Annotated in this window: 18 protein-coding genes; 7 read left to right on the top strand and 11 right to left on the bottom strand. The window is 66.6% G+C overall.

Features of this window, described 5'->3' with window-relative positions; genetic code table 11:
• Positions 1 to 12: 12 nt before the first annotated feature.
• Genes EXE63_RS12330 through EXE63_RS12315 form a run of 4 tightly spaced genes read right to left on the bottom strand, consistent with a single transcriptional unit; the run spans position 13 to position 3005 of the window.
• A complete protein-coding gene (locus tag EXE63_RS12330; protein WP_168142202.1) occupies positions 13 to 1287 on the bottom strand; it encodes an MSMEG_0569 family flavin-dependent oxidoreductase in 1275 nt (424 codons plus the stop codon).
• Positions 1284 to 1580 carry an MSMEG_0570 family nitrogen starvation response protein gene (locus tag EXE63_RS12325; protein WP_168142201.1) on the bottom strand — a complete coding sequence of 99 codons (297 nt, stop codon included), beginning with the start codon at positions 1578 to 1580 and terminating at the stop codon, positions 1284 to 1286. Before EXE63_RS12325 ends, EXE63_RS12330 begins: the two co-directional genes overlap by 4 nt.
• On the bottom strand, positions 1573 to 2472 hold the full coding sequence (locus EXE63_RS12320) for a carbon-nitrogen hydrolase family protein (RefSeq protein WP_168142200.1): 900 nt from the start codon (positions 2470 to 2472) through the stop codon (positions 1573 to 1575). The genes EXE63_RS12325 and EXE63_RS12320 overlap by 8 nt, the downstream gene beginning before the upstream one ends.
• 11 nt (positions 2473 to 2483) lie before the next feature.
• Positions 2484 to 3005 (bottom strand): MSMEG_0572/Sll0783 family nitrogen starvation response protein, encoded by a 522-nt coding sequence (locus EXE63_RS12315; protein WP_105361459.1) that lies wholly within the window; start codon positions 3003 to 3005, stop codon positions 2484 to 2486.
• 331 nt (positions 3006 to 3336) lie between these two features.
• On the opposite strand from EXE63_RS12315, the gene EXE63_RS12310 reads away from it, so the two are divergent.
• Positions 3337 to 4203: a LysR family transcriptional regulator ArgP gene (locus tag EXE63_RS12310; RefSeq protein WP_168142199.1), complete on the top strand. Its 867-nt coding sequence runs from the start codon at positions 3337 to 3339 to the stop codon at positions 4201 to 4203.
• On the opposite strand, the gene EXE63_RS12305 is transcribed toward EXE63_RS12310, so the two are convergent.
• The gene (locus EXE63_RS12305; protein ID WP_372513109.1) at positions 4200 to 5138 is read right to left on the bottom strand and encodes an acyl-ACP desaturase; all 939 of its coding nucleotides are present in this window, start codon (positions 5136 to 5138) and stop codon (positions 4200 to 4202) included. The two genes, EXE63_RS12310 and EXE63_RS12305, sit on opposite strands and share 4 nt — an antisense overlap.
• Positions 5139 to 5216: 78 nt before the next feature.
• On the bottom strand, positions 5217 to 6173 hold the full coding sequence (locus tag EXE63_RS12300; protein WP_168142198.1) for a ferritin-like domain-containing protein: 957 nt from the start codon (positions 6171 to 6173) through the stop codon (positions 5217 to 5219).
• A gap of 228 nt (positions 6174 to 6401) precedes the next feature.
• Here EXE63_RS12300 and EXE63_RS12295 point away from each other — a divergent pair, with 228 nt between their 5' ends.
• Complete coding sequence (locus tag EXE63_RS12295; protein ID WP_168142197.1) at positions 6402 to 6983, top strand: TetR/AcrR family transcriptional regulator; 582 nt, start codon at positions 6402 to 6404, stop codon at positions 6981 to 6983.
• Here EXE63_RS12295 and EXE63_RS12290 read toward each other — a convergent pair.
• Together EXE63_RS12290 and EXE63_RS12285 are read right to left on the bottom strand one after the other, a co-directional pair.
• A complete protein-coding gene (locus EXE63_RS12290; RefSeq protein WP_168142196.1) occupies positions 6973 to 7956 on the bottom strand; it encodes an Acg family FMN-binding oxidoreductase in 984 nt (327 codons plus the stop codon). The genes EXE63_RS12295 and EXE63_RS12290 overlap by 11 nt on opposite strands.
• Before the next feature lie 48 nt (positions 7957 to 8004).
• On the bottom strand, positions 8005 to 8616 hold the full coding sequence (locus EXE63_RS12285) for a TetR/AcrR family transcriptional regulator (protein WP_168142195.1): 612 nt from the start codon (positions 8614 to 8616) through the stop codon (positions 8005 to 8007).
• A 57-nt stretch (positions 8617 to 8673) separates the two neighbouring features.
• Between EXE63_RS12285 and EXE63_RS12280 the strand changes: the two genes are divergently transcribed.
• The 3 genes from EXE63_RS12280 to EXE63_RS12270 all read left to right on the top strand — a co-directional run bounded on the left by EXE63_RS12280 (position 8674) and on the right by EXE63_RS12270 (position 11682).
• Complete coding sequence (locus tag EXE63_RS12280) at positions 8674 to 9702, top strand: aromatic ring-hydroxylating dioxygenase subunit alpha (protein WP_168142194.1); 1029 nt, start codon at positions 8674 to 8676, stop codon at positions 9700 to 9702.
• Positions 9699 to 10775, top strand: a complete 1077-nt coding sequence (locus EXE63_RS12275; protein ID WP_168142193.1) for an NAD(P)H-dependent amine dehydrogenase family protein — start codon at positions 9699 to 9701, stop codon at positions 10773 to 10775. The genes EXE63_RS12280 and EXE63_RS12275 overlap by 4 nt, the downstream gene beginning before the upstream one ends.
• Before the next feature lie 109 nt (positions 10776 to 10884).
• Complete coding sequence (locus tag EXE63_RS12270) at positions 10885 to 11682, top strand: acyl-CoA thioesterase (RefSeq protein WP_168142192.1); 798 nt, start codon at positions 10885 to 10887, stop codon at positions 11680 to 11682.
• On the opposite strand, the gene EXE63_RS12265 is transcribed toward EXE63_RS12270, so the two are convergent.
• Entirely contained in the window at positions 11667 to 12431 is a 765-nt protein-coding gene (locus EXE63_RS12265) for an SDR family oxidoreductase (RefSeq protein ID WP_168142191.1), read from the bottom strand. The two genes, EXE63_RS12270 and EXE63_RS12265, sit on opposite strands and share 16 nt — an antisense overlap.
• Positions 12432 to 12581: 150 nt before the next feature.
• Here EXE63_RS12265 and EXE63_RS12260 point away from each other — a divergent pair, with 150 nt between their 5' ends.
• Complete coding sequence (locus tag EXE63_RS12260) at positions 12582 to 13184, top strand: sigma-70 family RNA polymerase sigma factor (protein WP_234904465.1); 603 nt, start codon at positions 12582 to 12584, stop codon at positions 13182 to 13184.
• A 19-nt stretch (positions 13185 to 13203) separates the two neighbouring features.
• The gene (locus EXE63_RS12255) at positions 13204 to 13932 is read left to right on the top strand and encodes an SDR family NAD(P)-dependent oxidoreductase (RefSeq protein WP_168142189.1); all 729 of its coding nucleotides are present in this window, start codon (positions 13204 to 13206) and stop codon (positions 13930 to 13932) included.
• 154 nt (positions 13933 to 14086) lie between these two features.
• Here EXE63_RS12255 and EXE63_RS12250 read toward each other — a convergent pair whose 3' ends face one another.
• Positions 14087 to 14509 (bottom strand): STAS domain-containing protein, encoded by a 423-nt coding sequence (locus EXE63_RS12250; protein ID WP_168142188.1) that lies wholly within the window; start codon positions 14507 to 14509, stop codon positions 14087 to 14089.
• A 233-nt stretch (positions 14510 to 14742) separates the two neighbouring features.
• On the bottom strand, positions 14743 to 15996 hold the full coding sequence (locus EXE63_RS12245) for a DNA polymerase domain-containing protein (RefSeq protein WP_168142187.1): 1254 nt from the start codon (positions 15994 to 15996) through the stop codon (positions 14743 to 14745).
• Positions 15997 to 15998 lie beyond the last annotated feature (2 nt).

Here is a 15998-nt window from a genome sequence, read left to right as displayed (position 1 = left end):
CGGTGGCCGGCCTCAGTGCCCGACCGCGAGCCGCAGCACCGACTCGTGGTAGGTGCTGATGATGGTGGCGGCGATGTGCTGGGCGTCGCGGTCGATGCCGAGAAAGCGGCCCGATCCCCAGGTGTGCATCCACGGCAGGCCCACGAAGCTCAACCCGGGTACGCCGGTGACGCCGCGGGTCTGCATGGGGCGGCCACCACCGTCGAAGGCGCTGGCCTCGATCCACCGGTAGTCGGGCCGGTAGCCGATGGCCCAGACGATGGCCGCCACGTTCTCGGTGCCGAGATCCAAGGTGGTGGTTTCGGTTTCGGGGACCCAGACCGGCTCATACCGGGTGGCCGGGGGTGCGTCGATGCCGTGCGTGTCGATGTGGCGGTCGATATCGGCGCAGATCGAGTTGTAGACCGCATCGGCATGGTCGAGGGCAGCCGTGAGGGTCGGGGCGAAGCGCAGCACGGCGCCGGAGCCGTCGGCCAGCGCGCCGTAGAGCTTCATGCCCTCGGTGGCGAACTGTCGCAGATCCACATCGCGGCCGCCATCGCGGCCGGTGACGTAGTGGTTGGTCTTCTCGATGGCAGCCTTACCGCCGGGATACTGGGCGGCGGGCCTGTCGTAGAGTCCCATATCCGACAGCCATGTCATGCAGTCGCGTCCGCGGTATGTCCGGGCGACCCGCGGTGCGCTGCCCACCGCGAGGTGGACCTGTCGCCCGGCCAGGTGCAGGTCCTCGGCGATCTGCGCACCGGACTGTCCGGTGCCGACCACCAGCACCGCGCCCTCGGGTAGCTGCCCGGCATTGCGGTACTGCTCCGAATGTAGCTGGACCACCGAGTCTTCCAGCGAATCCGCGTACGACGGGATGACCGGCAGCGGGTAACCACCCGTCGCGACGACGGCGTGATCGCAGGTGATGGTCTGCTCACCACTCCCGGAACGGATCGTCAGTTCGAATCCACCGGAGGCAGCGTTGGCCAGTCTGGTCACCCGTGTGTGCGTGCGCACCGGCGGGTCGAACGTGTCCAGCCAACCCGAGAGCCAGGTGATGACCTCGTCGCGGGTCATGAAGCCGTCCGGGTCAGGCCCGTCGTAGTGGTAGCCGGGTAGCCGGCAGTGCCAGTTGGGGGTGACCAGAGTGAAGTTGTCCCAGCGGGTATCGGCCCAGGCGTGTACCGGGGTGGCGGCCTCCAGCACGACGTGTTCGATCCCGGCCCGGCCCAGATACCAGCTGACCGACAGCCCGGCCTGTCCGGCGCCGATGACGACGACGGGGACGTGGGTGGTGGTCATGATCGCTCCAGTGGGGGGTGCATGGCGGTGATCTCGATGAGTGCGTCGGCCGGGAATCCGGCTGCTGCACTGGTGATCCGGTCGTTGGTCTCTGCCGCCGAGGTGCAGGCGAAGCCGAACTTGGCGCGGACCCGGTCACTGGCCTCGGTCAGTGCCCGTCCGGACAGGTCGACGAACTCGCCAACGGTGTAGCGCCCTCCGGTGTGCAGGTAGTCGTGGATGACGAGGCTGGGGGAGTAGCAGCGCTGGGTGCTGCCGTCGGGCCAGCGGACCTCGAAGGTCATCTCAGGCATGGGCGAGTTCCTGCCACTTCGCAGTGTGCGTGGTGTCGGTGGCGGTCAGCGGGCCGTACACATCGGGCCTGCGGTCGCGTAGGTGGAACATGCCGGCGCGCATCGTGCGGAACGTGGTGTCGAGGTCGACGTCTGCGACCGCCATACCGCTGTCCAGAAGTGTTGTGGCGAGGATGTTTCCACCGGGGTCGACGACCTTGGCGTTGCCCACGTAGCGCAGGGACCCGAAGGTGCCGCTCTGATTCGACGCGATCCAGAACACCTGGTTGTCCAGGGCGCGTGCCATGTCGAACAGGTTGAACCGGTAGGTCCAGCGGTCGTCCTGCAGATTCTCCGCGGTCGCGGTGCGGGCCGCGGGCCATGCCGACAGGCTGGCGATGATCTGGGCGCCGTCGAGCGCCATCATGCGGGCCGCCTCCGGAAAGGCTTTGTCGTAGCAGATCTGCAATCCGACACGGCCGATCGGTGTATCGAAAACGCCGTAGCCGGAGCCCGCCGAGTAGGACATGCCCTCCCCGAGCGGTTGGTGCACCTTCCGGTAGGTGCCGTAGATCTGATCGCCGTCCAGTACGGCTGCGGTGTTGTAACGGGTCTGTCCGTCCTCGGCGAGTTCGCAGAACCCGATCGCGATGACGAGGTCCCCGATGATCTGCTGAATCCGCGTGATCTCGGGCCCGTCGAGCCGGATGGCCGGGGGCAGTGAGCGTTGGGTGGTCTTCACGGTGTCACCGTGATTGCCGAGCGAGGACAGGTAGCCGCCCACGGCGGCCTCGGGCAGCACCATGAAGTCGACGCCCCGTTCGCGGGCCTGTTCGGTCAGCGCGGCGATGAGTGCGTAGTTCTGTTCCAGATCTCGGGTGAAGTTCGCCGAGACGGCGGCCAGTGTGGTCACGGCGGGCTGCCCTAGACCATGTAGGTGGAGTTGATGATGGCGCCTTTACGGGCGTAGTAGATCAGTGCGTCCTGCACGTCGAGGGGGTGCGCCGGGATGACACCCTCGATGAGATCCTCTTCGCGCCCACCGTGCAGGCCGAGCCCGAAGCGGCAGCAGAACACGGTGCCGCCCTCCTTGATGAACGTGCCCAGGGCGTCGTTGATGTTCTGTTCGCCGGGGAAACCGGAGTCGCCCGTCTTCGGGAAACCGCGGGTGGCCAGGCAGTTGATGGCCCCGGGCCCGTAGAAGTACAGCGCAGACTCGAAGCCCTTGCGCAGCGCCCTGGTGGCCTGCAGCACCGCCACGAAGGCGACGGAGGATTCGTGGGCGATGCCGTGCACCAGCGTGAAGTAGCTCTCCCCCGCCTCGGCCTGGTAGTCGGGGAAGATCTTGGTGCTGCCATAGATGTTGGATCCCTTGGGCAGGGACGGGTGCGGGATCTCGGCCAGCGAGGTGGCGATGTTCTCAGCGATGGACGAATCAAAAGACATGGGGGTCTCCGTGTTTCACGTGTCTGTCGGTCGGCGACGGTGCCGGATGCCGGGGAGGTCGGCTGGTTCCATTACAGGCGCTGTCCATTGCCGGGTGGTTAGGGATGGAATACGTCTGCGTTGCGTGCGGCTCACACCGGAAACGCCTGTGAAACATTGAATAGTGTTGTGCACAAACAAAATTAGGACCCGTGCGGAAATCGCCGAGGTCCTGCGGGCGCCGCTGCGTCGGCGGCCATTTAGATACTACACTAATGGTTAGTAGGCTATCTAATCGGGAGTTCGGTGCTGAATCTCGCTGAAGATTTTCCGACTCGATTAGCCTGAGCGGATGAAGCTGGACGGACAGCAGCTGGCCGCGTTCGCCGCGGTGATCGAGCTCGGCAGCTTCGATGCCGCCGCCGAGCGGCTGCACGTCACCCCGTCCGCGGTCAGTCAGCGGATCAAGGGCCTCGAGCAGCGGGTCGGCCAAGTCCTGGTGGTCCGCGAAAAACCCTGTCGGGCAACCACGGCCGGCGTCCCACTGCTGCGGCTGGCCGCGCAGACCGCGATCCTGGAGGCCGAGGCGCTGGCCGAGACCGCGGGTGGCTCGACCGAACGTACCCGGATCGCGCTCGCGGTCAACGCCGATTCCATGGCTACCTGGTTCAGCGCGGTGTTCGCCCGGCTGCCCGGCGTGCTGCTCGATATCAGGATCGAGGATCAGGACCACTCGGCGAAGCTGCTGCGGGAGGGCGCGGTGATGGGTGCGGTCACCACCGAACGCACCGCAGTGCCGGGGTGTCGCGTGCAGCCGCTCGGTGTGATGCGCTACGTGCCGGTGGCGGTCGAGGAATATGTCCGTGAGTACCTGCCCGGTGGATTCACCGCCGCCGCGGCTGCCAAGGCTCCGTCGCTGGCATGGAATCGAGACGATGCTCTGCAGGACAATCTGATTCGCAAGGTCTTCCGCAAGCCTATCGGGCGCCCGGTGCACCTGGTGCCGACCGCCGAGGGTTTCGGGGCGGCGGTGCGGGCCGGCCTGGGTTGGGGCATGTACCCCGAGCAGCTCGTCAACACGGACTTCGTCCAGATCGCCGACGTGCACCTGGACGTGCCGCTGTACTGGCAAAGCTGGAAGATGGACAGCGTGCTGGTCGGTACCGTCGGCGCTGCCGTGCTGAGCGCCGCCGCTGTGCTACGGCAGCGTGCCGGCTAGGCCGGCGCGCCGACCTTGCGGCGGGCGGCCTTCTCTTCGTAGTAGCGGGCCCGTTCGTCCACGGCGTCCAGGAATTGGGCGAGCTCGGTGCGGGCCTGTTCGCCGGCCGGGCCGAAATCGCTGCGCTCGAAGACTCGCCAGAAGCGCAACACCGGTTGCAGTACCTCGTCGTGGTGGATACGCAGGTCGTAGATCCCGGCCTTGGCGATGAGGATGGAGTTTTCGTGGAAGTCGGTCATGCCGGCACCGGGCATCGTGAACCCGACGACCTCATCGCGGATGGCGGCCATGGCGGCATCCGGTGCGATGTCGAGGGCGGCCGCCATCAGGTTGCGGTAGAAGACCATGTGCAGGTTCTCGTCGGCCGCGATCCGGGCGAGTAGCTGATCGGCGATCGGGCAGCCGGAGGCCCGCCCCGTGTTGCGGTGCGACACGCGGGTGGCGAGTTCCTGGAACGACACGTAGGCCAGCGCCGCCAACGGTGTCTTGTCGCCCGAGTCGTACCCGGCGACGGTGTGTTCCATGCGGAGCGCCTCGAGTTTGGAGGGGTCCACGCCGCGGGTCACCACCAGATAGTCGCGCAGCGCGATGCTGTGGCGTCCCTCCTCGGCGGTCCATTGACCGACCCAGGTCCCCCAGGCGCCGTCGCGCCCGAACCGGGTGGCGATCTCCCGGTGATAGGACGGCAGGTTGTCCTCGGTCAGCAGGTTGACCGTCAGCGCCGCCTTGGCCACCGGGTCCAGCGGGGAGTCCTCGGGAGCCCAGTCCTCGCCGCCGAGAAAGGCGAAGTCGCGTCCCCGGCTCCACGGGACGTAGTCGTGCGGGTCCCATGGCTTGACCGTGCTGAGGTGGCGCTCGAGGTTCTGCTCGACGACCGGCTCCAACTCGTGCAAGACGCTGGTCTGATCCATCATGGCCGACTCCGTTCCCTCCATACAACGAAACCTACGGTACCGTAACTTACGGTACCGTAGGTCGTTGTCGAGGGGAACGGATCACAAGATCCGGTTCTGCTAGCTGATGCCGACAATCTCCTGGGCGATGGCGCTCAGTCGCGACTGGGCGGCCGACACCACCCGCTGGCGGTTCTTGTGGAATTCCTCGTAGGCGATGACCACGCGGATGTCCGCAGGCGTGTCCAGTTCCTTGACCGCCGCGACGGCGTCGTTGACGTTGAGCTCGTCATAGCCGGCGATCGGCAGTTCCGCCGCCTCCAAGACGCCGGTGTTGCCGCGCACGGTGTGCAGCGCATCGGCCACCTCGTCGGCGCCCTCGCGCCGGCTCACCTTCTCGGCCGCCGACAGGGCCGCGTCCCGCGACGCGGACAGCGTCTTGGCCGCGATCTCACCGGCGTGGCTGCCGCGGGCCAAGGCGTCGTCGACGGCCGGGCGGGCGGAGCGGACCGTGGTCAGCACCCGATCGAACGCGCGGGTGGCCAGCTGCCCCGGCAGGTTGGCCAGCTTGACCGCAGCGCCGGCCGCGGCCTGAATCGGGGTGCGGCGCAGTGCCGCCGGGCCGCCGAGGGCGTCCTCGGCGAGAACGGTGCTGAGCCAGATGACGGTCGCGCTGTGCGCCTCGATCAGCGAATCGGCAAGGTCCTGGACCTGCGTGTTACCGGCCGCGACGGCCAGCGACTTGAGGTAGCGCGCGCGGTCCACGAGGAGGTGCTCCAGTGCGAGATCGCCCAGCAGCGCCTCGGCGAACGGTTCGGCCTGCTCGGTCAGCGCCTTCACGAGAGCGGCGGCTCGCCCCACGAAGGGTCCGAAGAAGGTGGGTGTGCCGCCGAGTTCACGGATGGTCGCCTCGATCAGTGCAGCGCGCGTGCGGGCGTTCTCGGCGTTCTTGGACAACTCCTGGTGTACCGCATCGGTGCGCGCCTGGCTGGTGCGGAACTCGGCGATCTGGATCTCGGTGCTGGTCAGTTCCAGCACGGTACGCAAGTTTGTGATGAGAGTGGTGGTGTCAGTCATGACGTGGGCCCCTGTATGAGTTGGTTGTCATCGGTCTTGTTGACCGTGCGACGCGAATGCGCCCTGTGCATTGGGGCTACCCGGACCCTCGGTGCTTGACACGGAAAGCCCGGGGTATGTGGCCCACGTCTCCTTCGTGCCGCGCCAAAAGCCGCCAATATTGTTATGTCGCTCGTAATAATCGCTGGTCCAGATGTACTATGACGTCTGTCATAGGGGGTGGTGGTCATGGTGGGATCCGATCACGATGCGCGCAACCGCATGGTGACCGGTGCCGCCGACATGCTGGGGCGGCGCGGTCTGAGCGCGATGACCGTGCGGGAACTGGCCAGGCATGCCGGCGCACCGCTGGGGTCGACCTACCACTATTTTCCCGGCGGGAAGGCGCAGCTGGCCGCCGAAGCGGTCCGCTGGGCCGATGCGCGCACGACAACCGAACTGCACCGCGCCGCGGGAGCCGGCCCGGGCGCGATGCTGGATGCGTTGCTGCGATCATGGCGGGAGTCTCTGGTGGAGAGCGACTTTCAGCGGGGTTGCACCGTGCTGGCGGTCGCGGTGCAGAACTCGACTGATGACGATGACGCCGCCGCGCGGGATGCGGCGGTATTCGCGTTCAGCAATTGGACGACCATCCTGGTCAGGTCGCTGCGCGATGCGGGTGTGGCCAACCCCGAGGCCGCCGATACGGCGACCCTGATCGTGGCCGCCGTCGAGGGGGCGGTGGCCATGAGCCGCGCCGAACGCAGCACCGATCCGTTGGCCGCGGTCGGCCGCCGGCTACACGCGATGCTGGCCGCGCTCAGAGCTTGACCCGCAACACATCCTGGAGCGGTCGCCTCGGCGTGGGCGGTGGCACCTCGTCGAGTTCGGAAATCCGTCCGAGGCGCACCACGACCTGCGGGTATGGCTGGCCGACGAGCGCGCTGAGGATATCGCGGCTGACCGGCACCTCGGTCAGGTGACTCAGGGTGCACGAGGCGAACCCCGCCATGGTGGCGTCGAGCAGCAGAGCGGAGAGCGCCTCACCGCAGCGCAGCAGGTCGGCGCGGGTGTCGTCGAGCGCGGAGATCACCACCAGTTGAGCGGTGTCCTCGGCGACGTTCTGGCGGCGTTCGCGGTGGTGTGTGACGGGAAAGGACCGCCCGACGTCGACGCGATCGGCCTCGGCCGCCGACACCAGTGAGCTGTGCGGGATGCCGTCGTTCACCTCGAAGGGCGATGTCCACCAGTCAATCTCGTGGTGATAGGCGGAATCGTAGAGCCGTAGTGCGTCGGTGAGTTGCGAGGCGTCTGCGACGGTGGGCCGATCGGCGGGTGCGATGACGTCCATTGCCACGTCGGATCCGGCGGTTTCGCGCAACAGCCGCTCGAAGGACTCCCAATCGGTGGGGGCCGCCATGGGTAGCCGGTCGGTGCGGCGCCGCAGGATGGCATCGGCGCGGCGCCGATGCCCATCGGTGACGGTGGACAGTTTGCCGAAGGTGATGGTGGCCAGGTGATGATGATCGTTCGGATTCGGATAGCGCTCCACATGGGCGTCCAATCCGGCCGCAGCCGCCGCCACGCGGAAATGGTCAAGCGCTGCGCCGCAACTGATCACGGCCTGCCTGCCGCTGGTATCGGTGGCCACCAGCCGGTCGGTGTCGACGAACAGTTGCACGCCCTCGGCCGAGATGACCCATCGCCAGGGCTGGCTGTTGTGATACGAGGGAGCGCGGCATGCGAGGTGGATGGCATCCTCGATGATTCTCACGGGGCCAAGAGTCGGCGATGTCGTTGCCATGGAACAAGTCTGCGGCGCTGCGTCGTGCCAGGGTAGGGCCGGAAGTCCCTAACTCTTGAGGTAGGCGACGATCGCCTTGGACAGACCGTGCCGGGCCTCGTCGAGATCGATATAGGAACCGAGTTGACGCTCGGAGGTGATGCCACGCATCGCTCCGGGGATGAACAGCGCGACCTCACGCACCCGCGCCGGATCCACATCCAGATCGGAGAAAGCGTTCTGGCAGTCGGTGATCCAGGTCTTCTGCCACGAGGCCAACTCGGCCGCGGTCTGTGGATAGTGGTGTTCCAGCTCGGCCCGGTCGCGCGGGAGCGCGGCCCGCAGGTTCTCGATGGCCCGGGAATCGGTGGCGCTGAGCCCGTCGTAGAGGACATCCAGGATGCCGGTGACACGCTGCGCCAGGGAACCGTGCGGCGCCGCGTGCGCCGGGATGGTGCCGCGGCGCTCGGCGGTGTGGCGCAGCACCGCGGCCCAGAGCCCGTCGATATCGCCGAATTGGTACTTGACCGTGCCCCAGGTTGCGCCGGCGTCCTTGGCGATGCGATTTCCCGACACCGAGCCGGGAGCCCCGGACGCCAGCGCCTCCAGCGCGGCATCGAGCATGCTCTCTCGACTGGCCTGCCCCCGCCGGTTGGTGCGGCGCTCGGCGGCTTCGGTCACCGGATGGATGCTACGCGACTCTTGACTTTAATAGAACCCACTGTGATTCTTGGCCCCATGGCAAAACCACCACTGTCGATGAAGCCGACGGGTTGGTTCCAGGTGGCCTGGTCGGACGAGATCGGTATCGGCGACGTACGCCGGATGACCTACTTCGACCAGGAGATGATCGCCTGGCGCGCGGCGTCCGGCCGGCTGACGGTGATGAACGCCTACTGTGAGCACCTCGGCGCCCACCTGGGCTACGGTGGGCAGGTGAAAGGCGAAGTGCTGCAATGCCCTTTCCATGGCTGGCAGTGGAACGACGAGGGCCGTAACGTCTGTATCCCCTACCAGGAGCGGCCCAACCGAGGCAGACGGATACGGACCTATCCGGTGTTCGAGCGCAATGCGTCGGTCTACATCTGGCATGACGTCGAGGGCCGGGAACCGTTCTTCGATGCGCCGGACATCTTCGCCGACTTCGGCGATCGCACCGAGGGCGACTACTACCCGCAGCAGCGGCTGTTCCGGCAGGGCCTGGAACTGCACCCGCAGTACGTCCTGGAGAACGGGGTGGACTTCGCCCACTTCAAGTACGTGCACCAGACACCCATCGTGCCGGTGTTCACCCGCCACGACTTCGCCGAGCCGGTGTCCTACGTCGACTTCACCATCACCTTCGAAGGCGACGACGGACAGCGGATCGAGGACGTCAACAGCGGCGTCGAGGCCATCAACGGTGGGCTCGGCATCGCCGTCACCAAGAGCTGGGGGATGGTCGACAACCGGACCATCTCGGCGGTCACCCCGGTCGATGAGCGCACCTCCGACGTCCGTTTCATGGTTTACATCGGGCGCACGCCGGGGCGCGACGACCAACGGGCCGAGGACAAGGCCCGCGACTTCGGCGAGGAAGTCATCCGCCAGTTCACCCAGGACATCCACATCTGGTCGCACCAGCGCTATTCGGATCCGCCCGCGCTGGCCACCGCCGAGTATGAGGGCTTCACCGCAATTCGCAAGTGGGCCATGCAGTTCTATCCAGACGGTCTCGGCGGATCCGCCGCAGACCTCGCTCGCGTACGGAAAGTAGACACACTATGACCGAGCAGATCCGCGTCTTCCAGGTTGCTACCGGCAATGTGGGCACCGAGATGATCAAACGCATTGCCGCGCATCCCGATCTGTCGCTCATCGGTTTGCACTGCTACACCCCGGAGAAGGTCGGCCGCGACGCCGGTGAGATCGCCGGCCTGGCTCCCAACGGAGTGATCGCCACCGGCTCGGTCGAGGAGATCATCGCCGCCAAACCCGATGTGGTGACCTTCCACGGGGTATTCCCCGACGAGGACCTGTATGTGCAGGTGCTCGAAGCCGGGATCAACATCGTGACCACCGCCGATTGGATCACCGGCTGGCACCGGGACGCCAACCATCCGCATCCGTCCGGGCGCCCGGTCAGCGAGGTGCTGGCCGCGGCCGCCGCCAAGGGCGGGGCGACGTTCTACGGCACCGGGATGAATCCCGGTCTCAATCAGATTCTGGGCGTGGTGTGTTCGGCCGACGTCGCTGAGATCGAGAACGTGACCACCATCGAATCCGTGGATGTGTCGTGCCACCATTCGGCCGACACCTGGAAAGAGGTCGGCTACGGACTTCCGGTCGACGATCCGCGACTGCCCGGCATGCTGGAGAAGTACACCCGTGTCTTCGCCGACAGCGTGTTGCTGATGGCCGACTGCTTCGACGTGCACCTCGACGAGGTGAAGTTCAGCTACGAACTCGGGGCGTGCACCAAGGATGTCGATCTGGGCTGGTACCAGTTGCCGAAGGGCTCGCTGGGTGGCAACTACATCAAGTACCAGGGCCTGGTCGGGGGCGTGCCGAAGATCGAGACCCACCTGGAATGGCAGATGACCCCGCACACCGATCCGAGCTGGGATATCAAGGGCTGCTACATCACTCAGATCATGGGCGATCCCTGCGTCTACAACAAGCACATGATCTTCCCCAAGCCGGGCGTCGACCTCTCCGACCCGACCAGCTTCGCCTCGATCGGGATGACCGTGACCGGGCTGCCCGCGCTCAATGCCATCGGGTCGGTGGTCGCGGCGGCCCCCGGCCTGCTCACCAGTGCTGATCTGCCCTTGCGCGGTTTCGCCGGACGGTTCGCCTAGCGCAGGAGCGGGGTGGCCGCGTGAGCCGAGCGGCGGTCCGCAGGTAACTTGGTTTGGCGGTCGGCAGCGCCGTCGGCCGAGCGAACCGCCCGACCCAGGAGGAAGACCGATGACGGCCTTCGACAATGGCATCGCCCTGCAACCCGCCGGTGAACGACTGTTGCGCGGTCGCACCGTGCCCGAATGGGCGAATATGGTCGGCCCGTTCGGTGGCATCACCGCCGCGGCGCTGCTGCGGGCCATAGAACTGCAGCCCGATGTGCACGGTCAACCGGTGGCGCTGACGGTGAACTACCTGGCCCCGATCGTCGAGGGTGACTTCGAGATCAGCACCCGTGCGGTGCGCACCAACCGGTCCAACCAGCATTGGCTCGTCGAGCTCTGCCAGGACGGCGACGTGAAGACCACCGCCACCGCGGTTTTCGGGGTCCGGCGGGACACCTGGAGTGACACCGAACCGGCCAGGCCGTCAGTGCCGGCACCCGCGGAGGTGCCTGTCGGTCCGGACAAGGGGCCGACCTGGATGCGCAACTACGACATGCGCTATGTCACCGGCGCCATCCCGGATGCCGGGGACGGTGAATCGGGGTCCTCGGAGACCACCCTGTGGGTTCGCGACAACCCGCCTCGGCCATGGGATTTCGCCGCGCTGACCGCTGTCTGCGATATCTTCTACCCGCGTATCTACCTGCGGCTCGGACGTCTGCTGCCCGCGGGCACCGTGTCGATCACCGTGTACTTCCACGCCGACAGCGACACCTTGGCCGCCCAGGGCGATGATCACGTGCTGGCAACCGCACGTGCACAACAGTATTCGTCCGGTCATTTCGACCAGGCCGCCCAGATCTGGGGGGCCGGTGGCAGGCTGCTGGCCACCAGCCACCAGATCGTCTACTTCAAGGGATGAGCGCTGGACCGCAGTAGCCAGTCCTCGAACCGGATTCCGAACAGGGTTGCGCCGGCACCGGGAACCAGGGTGTCGTCCTGCAGTTCGGCGCCCCAGTACCGGGCACTCGGGTCGGCGACCACGGACCGGCGGTCGCCATGCGCGGTGAGCGCGGTGCAGATCAGCTCGTCGAGCCGGTAGCGCTGCGGGCCCGCAACCTCGATGATGCCGCTCGACGGATCTCCGACGGTGGCGATGCCAACCGCTTCGGCCACATCGGCGGATGCCATCGGCTGGAAGGAAACCGGTGCCAGCCGCACGGTGCCGGTCTCGGTCGCGGCGTCGGCGATGCCGGCGACGAATTCGAAGAACTGCGTAGCGCGCACGATGGTGAACGGGACGCCGGATGCCGCGATGAGTGCTTCCTGCGCCAATTTGGCCCGGAAGTAGCCGCTCTGCGGCGCCAGTTCGTCGGCGCCCACCACCGATAGCGCCACATGGTGGCCGACACCGGCGACGGTCTCGGCCGCCAGCAGGTTCGTGGTTGCGGTACGGAAGAACTCCATGGCCGGGCCGTCCTGCAGGGACGGCGAGTTCGATACGTCGACGACGGCGTCGGTGCCGGCCAGCGCCTCGGCGAGGCCCTCGCCGGTGATGGTGTCCACCCCGGTGGACGGCGCGGCGGCGACCGCGTCGTGGCCGTGCTCGGTCAATCCCCGTACCAGCTGTGAGCCGATCAGCCCGGTGCCCCCGATCACAACGATTCTCACGGCGAAACCTCCAGTCGGTTGCGGGCAGGGTGTGACGCCCCACGACCAGAACGGCGAAAACGCCCCGGAGTCATCCGGGCTGACCTACGGGCCGGTGACTACGGGTTTTCAAGGGTCCGCCGGATGACGGAAAGGGCAAGTCTGGGACTTGTGAAACTCATCAGCACCGTCACCGAGTCCGATGCCGAACTGGCTGCGCGTTTCGCACGTGACACCGCGCCCCTGCGGCCCGTGTTGATGCGGGGTGCGCGCCGGCTGACCCGCAATGAAGCCGACGCAGAGGACCTTTTGCAGGACGCCCTCATGCACGCTTTCATGGGTTTCCGCCGGTTCGAGCCCGGCACCAACCTCAACGCATGGCTGTTCCGCATCCTGCACAACCGCTGGATCAGCGGCTACCGGATGAGGCAGCGACGCCCGGCGGAGTACGCGGTCGAGTCGGTCGCCGATCTGGACCTGCCCACCGCCATGATGCGCAGCGCCCCGTCGGCGGAAGCAACGGTGATGGACGTCTTCCCGGACGCCGACATCAAGGCCGCGCTGGAACAGCTTCCGGAGGGCTTCCGGATCGCCCTCTACTACGCCGACGTGCAGGGATTTACTTACGCCGAGACAGCCCGGGTGATGGGCACCCCCGTCGGCACCGTCATGTCACGGGTGTTCCGCGGGCGCGCCCAACTGCGCGACACCCTCGCCGGCGTCGCCCGCGACCGCGGTATGGGTCGCGTTCGGCTCGAACAGATTTCCGCCTGAGTACAAGGAGATGCGCCACATGACAAAGAAACTGATCGGACAGACCGCCCTGGTGACCGGTGGCACCGCCGGCATCGGGATGGCCAGCGCGCGACTGCTGGCCGACGCGGGAGCCACGGTGCTGATCACCGGGCGCAATCGCGAGCGGGGCGAGTCCGCCGCGGGCGCTATCGGTGGCGACGTCCGCTTCATCCAGGCCGACATGTCCGACCTCGAGTCCGTCGCGGCACTGATCGAACAGAGCGCGCCGGTCGACATCCTGGTGAACAACGCCGCCACCTTCCCCGGCGCCCTGACCGTGGAGCAGGACGTGGCGTCCTTCGAGTCGACCTTCGACACCAACGTCCGGGGAACGTACTTCCTGGTGGCCGGGCTGGTTCCGGGGATGTTGGACCGCGGCCACGGCAGCATCATCAACGTCACCTCCATGGTGGCGTTCAAGGGTGTGCCCGGCGCGTCGGTGTACAGCGCCTCGAAGGCCGCGGTCGAGTCACTGACCCGCACCTGGGCTGCCGAGTTCGGCCCGCGCGGCGTGCGGGTCAACACCGTGGCGCCCGGCCCGACGAACACCGAAGGTGTGGTCGCCGAATGGGGGGATACCAATGACGAACTCGGTCGGGCCCTGCCGTTGGGGCGCACCGCGGAACCCGCCGAGATCGCGCAGGCCGTGCTGTTCCTGGCCTCCGGCGCATCGAGTTTCGTCACCGGACTGACCCTGCACGCAGATGGCGGCGGGGCTGCAGCCTAGAGATCAAAAGTCCTGAACGAGATGTGCCCTCCCACCTGGCGGTGGGAGGGCACATCTGGAGAAGTAGGGACCCTAGCGGGCAGGCTTGCGGTGACGGCCCATCAGAGCGGTCAGCCAGCGAACGTCGATCAACATGTGTGTTCCGCCTTTCTGGTTATGCGGTCTTGTGCAGGAGTGGGAGCAACCGGCGCCGAGCGAGCGTGCCCTCGGCGAAGTGGTGCAGCGCCTCCGGGACGGAGACCGTGATGGGGAATGCGTCGTCGAGCATCCGCAGGACGTCCAGAACGGCGGGGCTCGCGACGAGCGCCCACTCGACTCCGGCGAGGTCGCACTCATCATCGAGGGCGTAGAGGAGAGACACACCGCGCGCGGAAAGGAACGTCACGTCACTCAGATCGAGTGCGAACGGCTTTTCTGCGAGGACCAGTTGGCGGACCTTGTGGGTGAGTCGATCGAAGTTGTCGTCATCGATGACTCCTGAGATGGTCACCACCATCGCGAGGTGGCGGCACTGCGCTCGCAGTTCGGCGCCGTCACACTTGACCGCCGGGTTCCCGTAACGGAATGCGATCGTCATGTTCTGCCTCCCTTCTGGTTCTGACCTGTCGTTCTCGATATCTCCGAAGTTATCGGCGGAATTTAAGGTACCGGGGAGTAGTGATTGAGACTTTGCTAAGAAGATAGTCTGAGAGCTGGGTAAGGGTTCGCTGAGCGAAATGTAAGCTGTTGCGCTGCAACATATTTCGTTGACGAGTTTGATTACCCAAAATGTTGGGTACTACTTACTGCCGGGTAGCCTAAATTTCGGCGTCAGCGTGTGAACTGTTTCCCCGAATATCCGCCCCACGGCGAATAGTCCGCGATCAACGTCTCTTGGGGTGGCCGGATCTCCTCCGGCACGTGCTGCAAATTGATCCGCACGCGGTACCAGATCGAACTCGGACCTCGCATTCCGTCGACGAGAACGTCGACGGGCTCCAGCCGCGCGGCCGCCTCGGCGTGGCGGCCCCGCCACACCTCCAGCGCCGCCATCGCCTCATCGTGGGTCTTGGTCCGGGCGACCTCGATCAGTGGCATCTGCGAGACCCGGCGCCCGTCCGCACCCTTCTTGCCGGGCGGTTTCTCCGCGGGCCCCAGCCGCTCGGCGAGTTCCAGCAGTTCGGTCAGATCTCCCGGGTGAGCGTCCATCTCCGCCCAGGGATCGCCGATCTCGGCGAAGCGGGCCGGCACGGTGGCCACGGTGAAGACCTCGGGCCGGCAATCGGCGACCTCGTCCCAGTACAGCGGCGTGGACACCCGGGCATCGGCCTTGGCGCGGACCGAATAGGCCGAGGCGACGGTGCGGTCCTTGGCGTTCTGGTTGAAGTCGACGAACACCCGCGCGCCGCGTTCTTCCTTCCACCACCTGGCCGTGGCCAGCTCGGGGGCCCGCCGTTCGACCTCGCGGGCCACCGTCTCGGCGGCCAGCCGGACCTGCTTGAACGGCCAGTTCGGATGGATGCGCGCATAGATGTGGAACCCGCGGGAGCCGGAGGTCTTGGGCCACGGGGTCAGGCCGTGTTCCTGCAGCACATCGCGTGCCACGGCGGCGACCGCCAGGATCTGGGCCCACTCAACCCCGGGCATCGGGTCCAGATCGACCCGCAACTCGTCCGGATGCTCCAGATCTTCTGCCTGCACCGGGTGCGGGTTGAAGTCGATGCAGCCGAGACCGACCGCCCAGACCAGGCCGGCGGCCTCGGTGATCACCGCTTCCTTGGCCGATGTCCCGGACGCGTACCTCAACTCGGCCACGTCGATGAAGTCCGGGCGCTTCTCGGGTGCCCGCTTCTGGAAGATCGCCTCTTCGTCGATGCCCTTGACGAAGCGTTTCAGGATCATCGGCCGGTTGTGCACGCCGCGCAGCGCGCCGTCGGCAACGGCCAGGTAGTAGTCGACGAGGTCGCTCTTGGTGATATCGGCCCGCCCGTCGGCACCGGGAAAGATCACCTTGCCGGGATTACTGACGGAGACCTCGCGCCCGCCGACCTCCAGCGTCCTGCGACTGCCGGCCGAAGCGCCCATAC

The sequence above is a fragment of the Mycolicibacterium frederiksbergense genome (genome assembly GCF_012223425.1).
GTDB classification, from domain to species: domain Bacteria; phylum Actinomycetota; class Actinomycetes; order Mycobacteriales; family Mycobacteriaceae; genus Mycobacterium; species Mycobacterium frederiksbergense.
This window is presented reverse-complemented; position numbering and strand designations above follow the sequence as displayed.

Coding starts and splice junctions, on each gene's coding strand:
- EXE63_RS12330 (WP_168142202.1), bottom strand. CDS start 1,287: ATGACCACCACCCACGTCCCCGTCGTCGTCATCGGCGCCGGACAGGCC.
- EXE63_RS12325 (WP_168142201.1), bottom strand. CDS start 1,580: ATGCCTGAGATGACCTTCGAGGTCCGCTGGCCCGACGGCAGCACCCAG.
- EXE63_RS12315 (WP_105361459.1), bottom strand. CDS start 3,005: ATGTCTTTTGATTCGTCCATCGCTGAGAACATCGCCACCTCGCTGGCC.
- EXE63_RS12310 (WP_168142199.1), top strand. CDS start 3,337: ATGAAGCTGGACGGACAGCAGCTGGCCGCGTTCGCCGCGGTGATCGAG.
- EXE63_RS12305 (WP_372513109.1), bottom strand. CDS start 5,138: ATGGAGGGAACGGAGTCGGCCATGATGGATCAGACCAGCGTCTTGCAC.
- EXE63_RS12300 (WP_168142198.1), bottom strand. CDS start 6,173: ATGACTGACACCACCACTCTCATCACAAACTTGCGTACCGTGCTGGAA.
- EXE63_RS12295 (WP_168142197.1), top strand. CDS start 6,402: ATGGTGGGATCCGATCACGATGCGCGCAACCGCATGGTGACCGGTGCC.
- EXE63_RS12290 (WP_168142196.1), bottom strand. CDS start 7,956: ATGGCAACGACATCGCCGACTCTTGGCCCCGTGAGAATCATCGAGGAT.
- EXE63_RS12280 (WP_168142194.1), top strand. CDS start 8,674: ATGGCAAAACCACCACTGTCGATGAAGCCGACGGGTTGGTTCCAGGTG.
- EXE63_RS12275 (WP_168142193.1), top strand. CDS start 9,699: ATGACCGAGCAGATCCGCGTCTTCCAGGTTGCTACCGGCAATGTGGGC.
- EXE63_RS12270 (WP_168142192.1), top strand. CDS start 10,885: ATGACGGCCTTCGACAATGGCATCGCCCTGCAACCCGCCGGTGAACGA.
- EXE63_RS12255 (WP_168142189.1), top strand. CDS start 13,204: ATGACAAAGAAACTGATCGGACAGACCGCCCTGGTGACCGGTGGCACC.
- EXE63_RS12250 (WP_168142188.1), bottom strand. CDS start 14,509: ATGACGATCGCATTCCGTTACGGGAACCCGGCGGTCAAGTGTGACGGC.
- EXE63_RS12245 (WP_168142187.1), bottom strand. CDS start 15,996: ATGGGCGCTTCGGCCGGCAGTCGCAGGACGCTGGAGGTCGGCGGGCGC.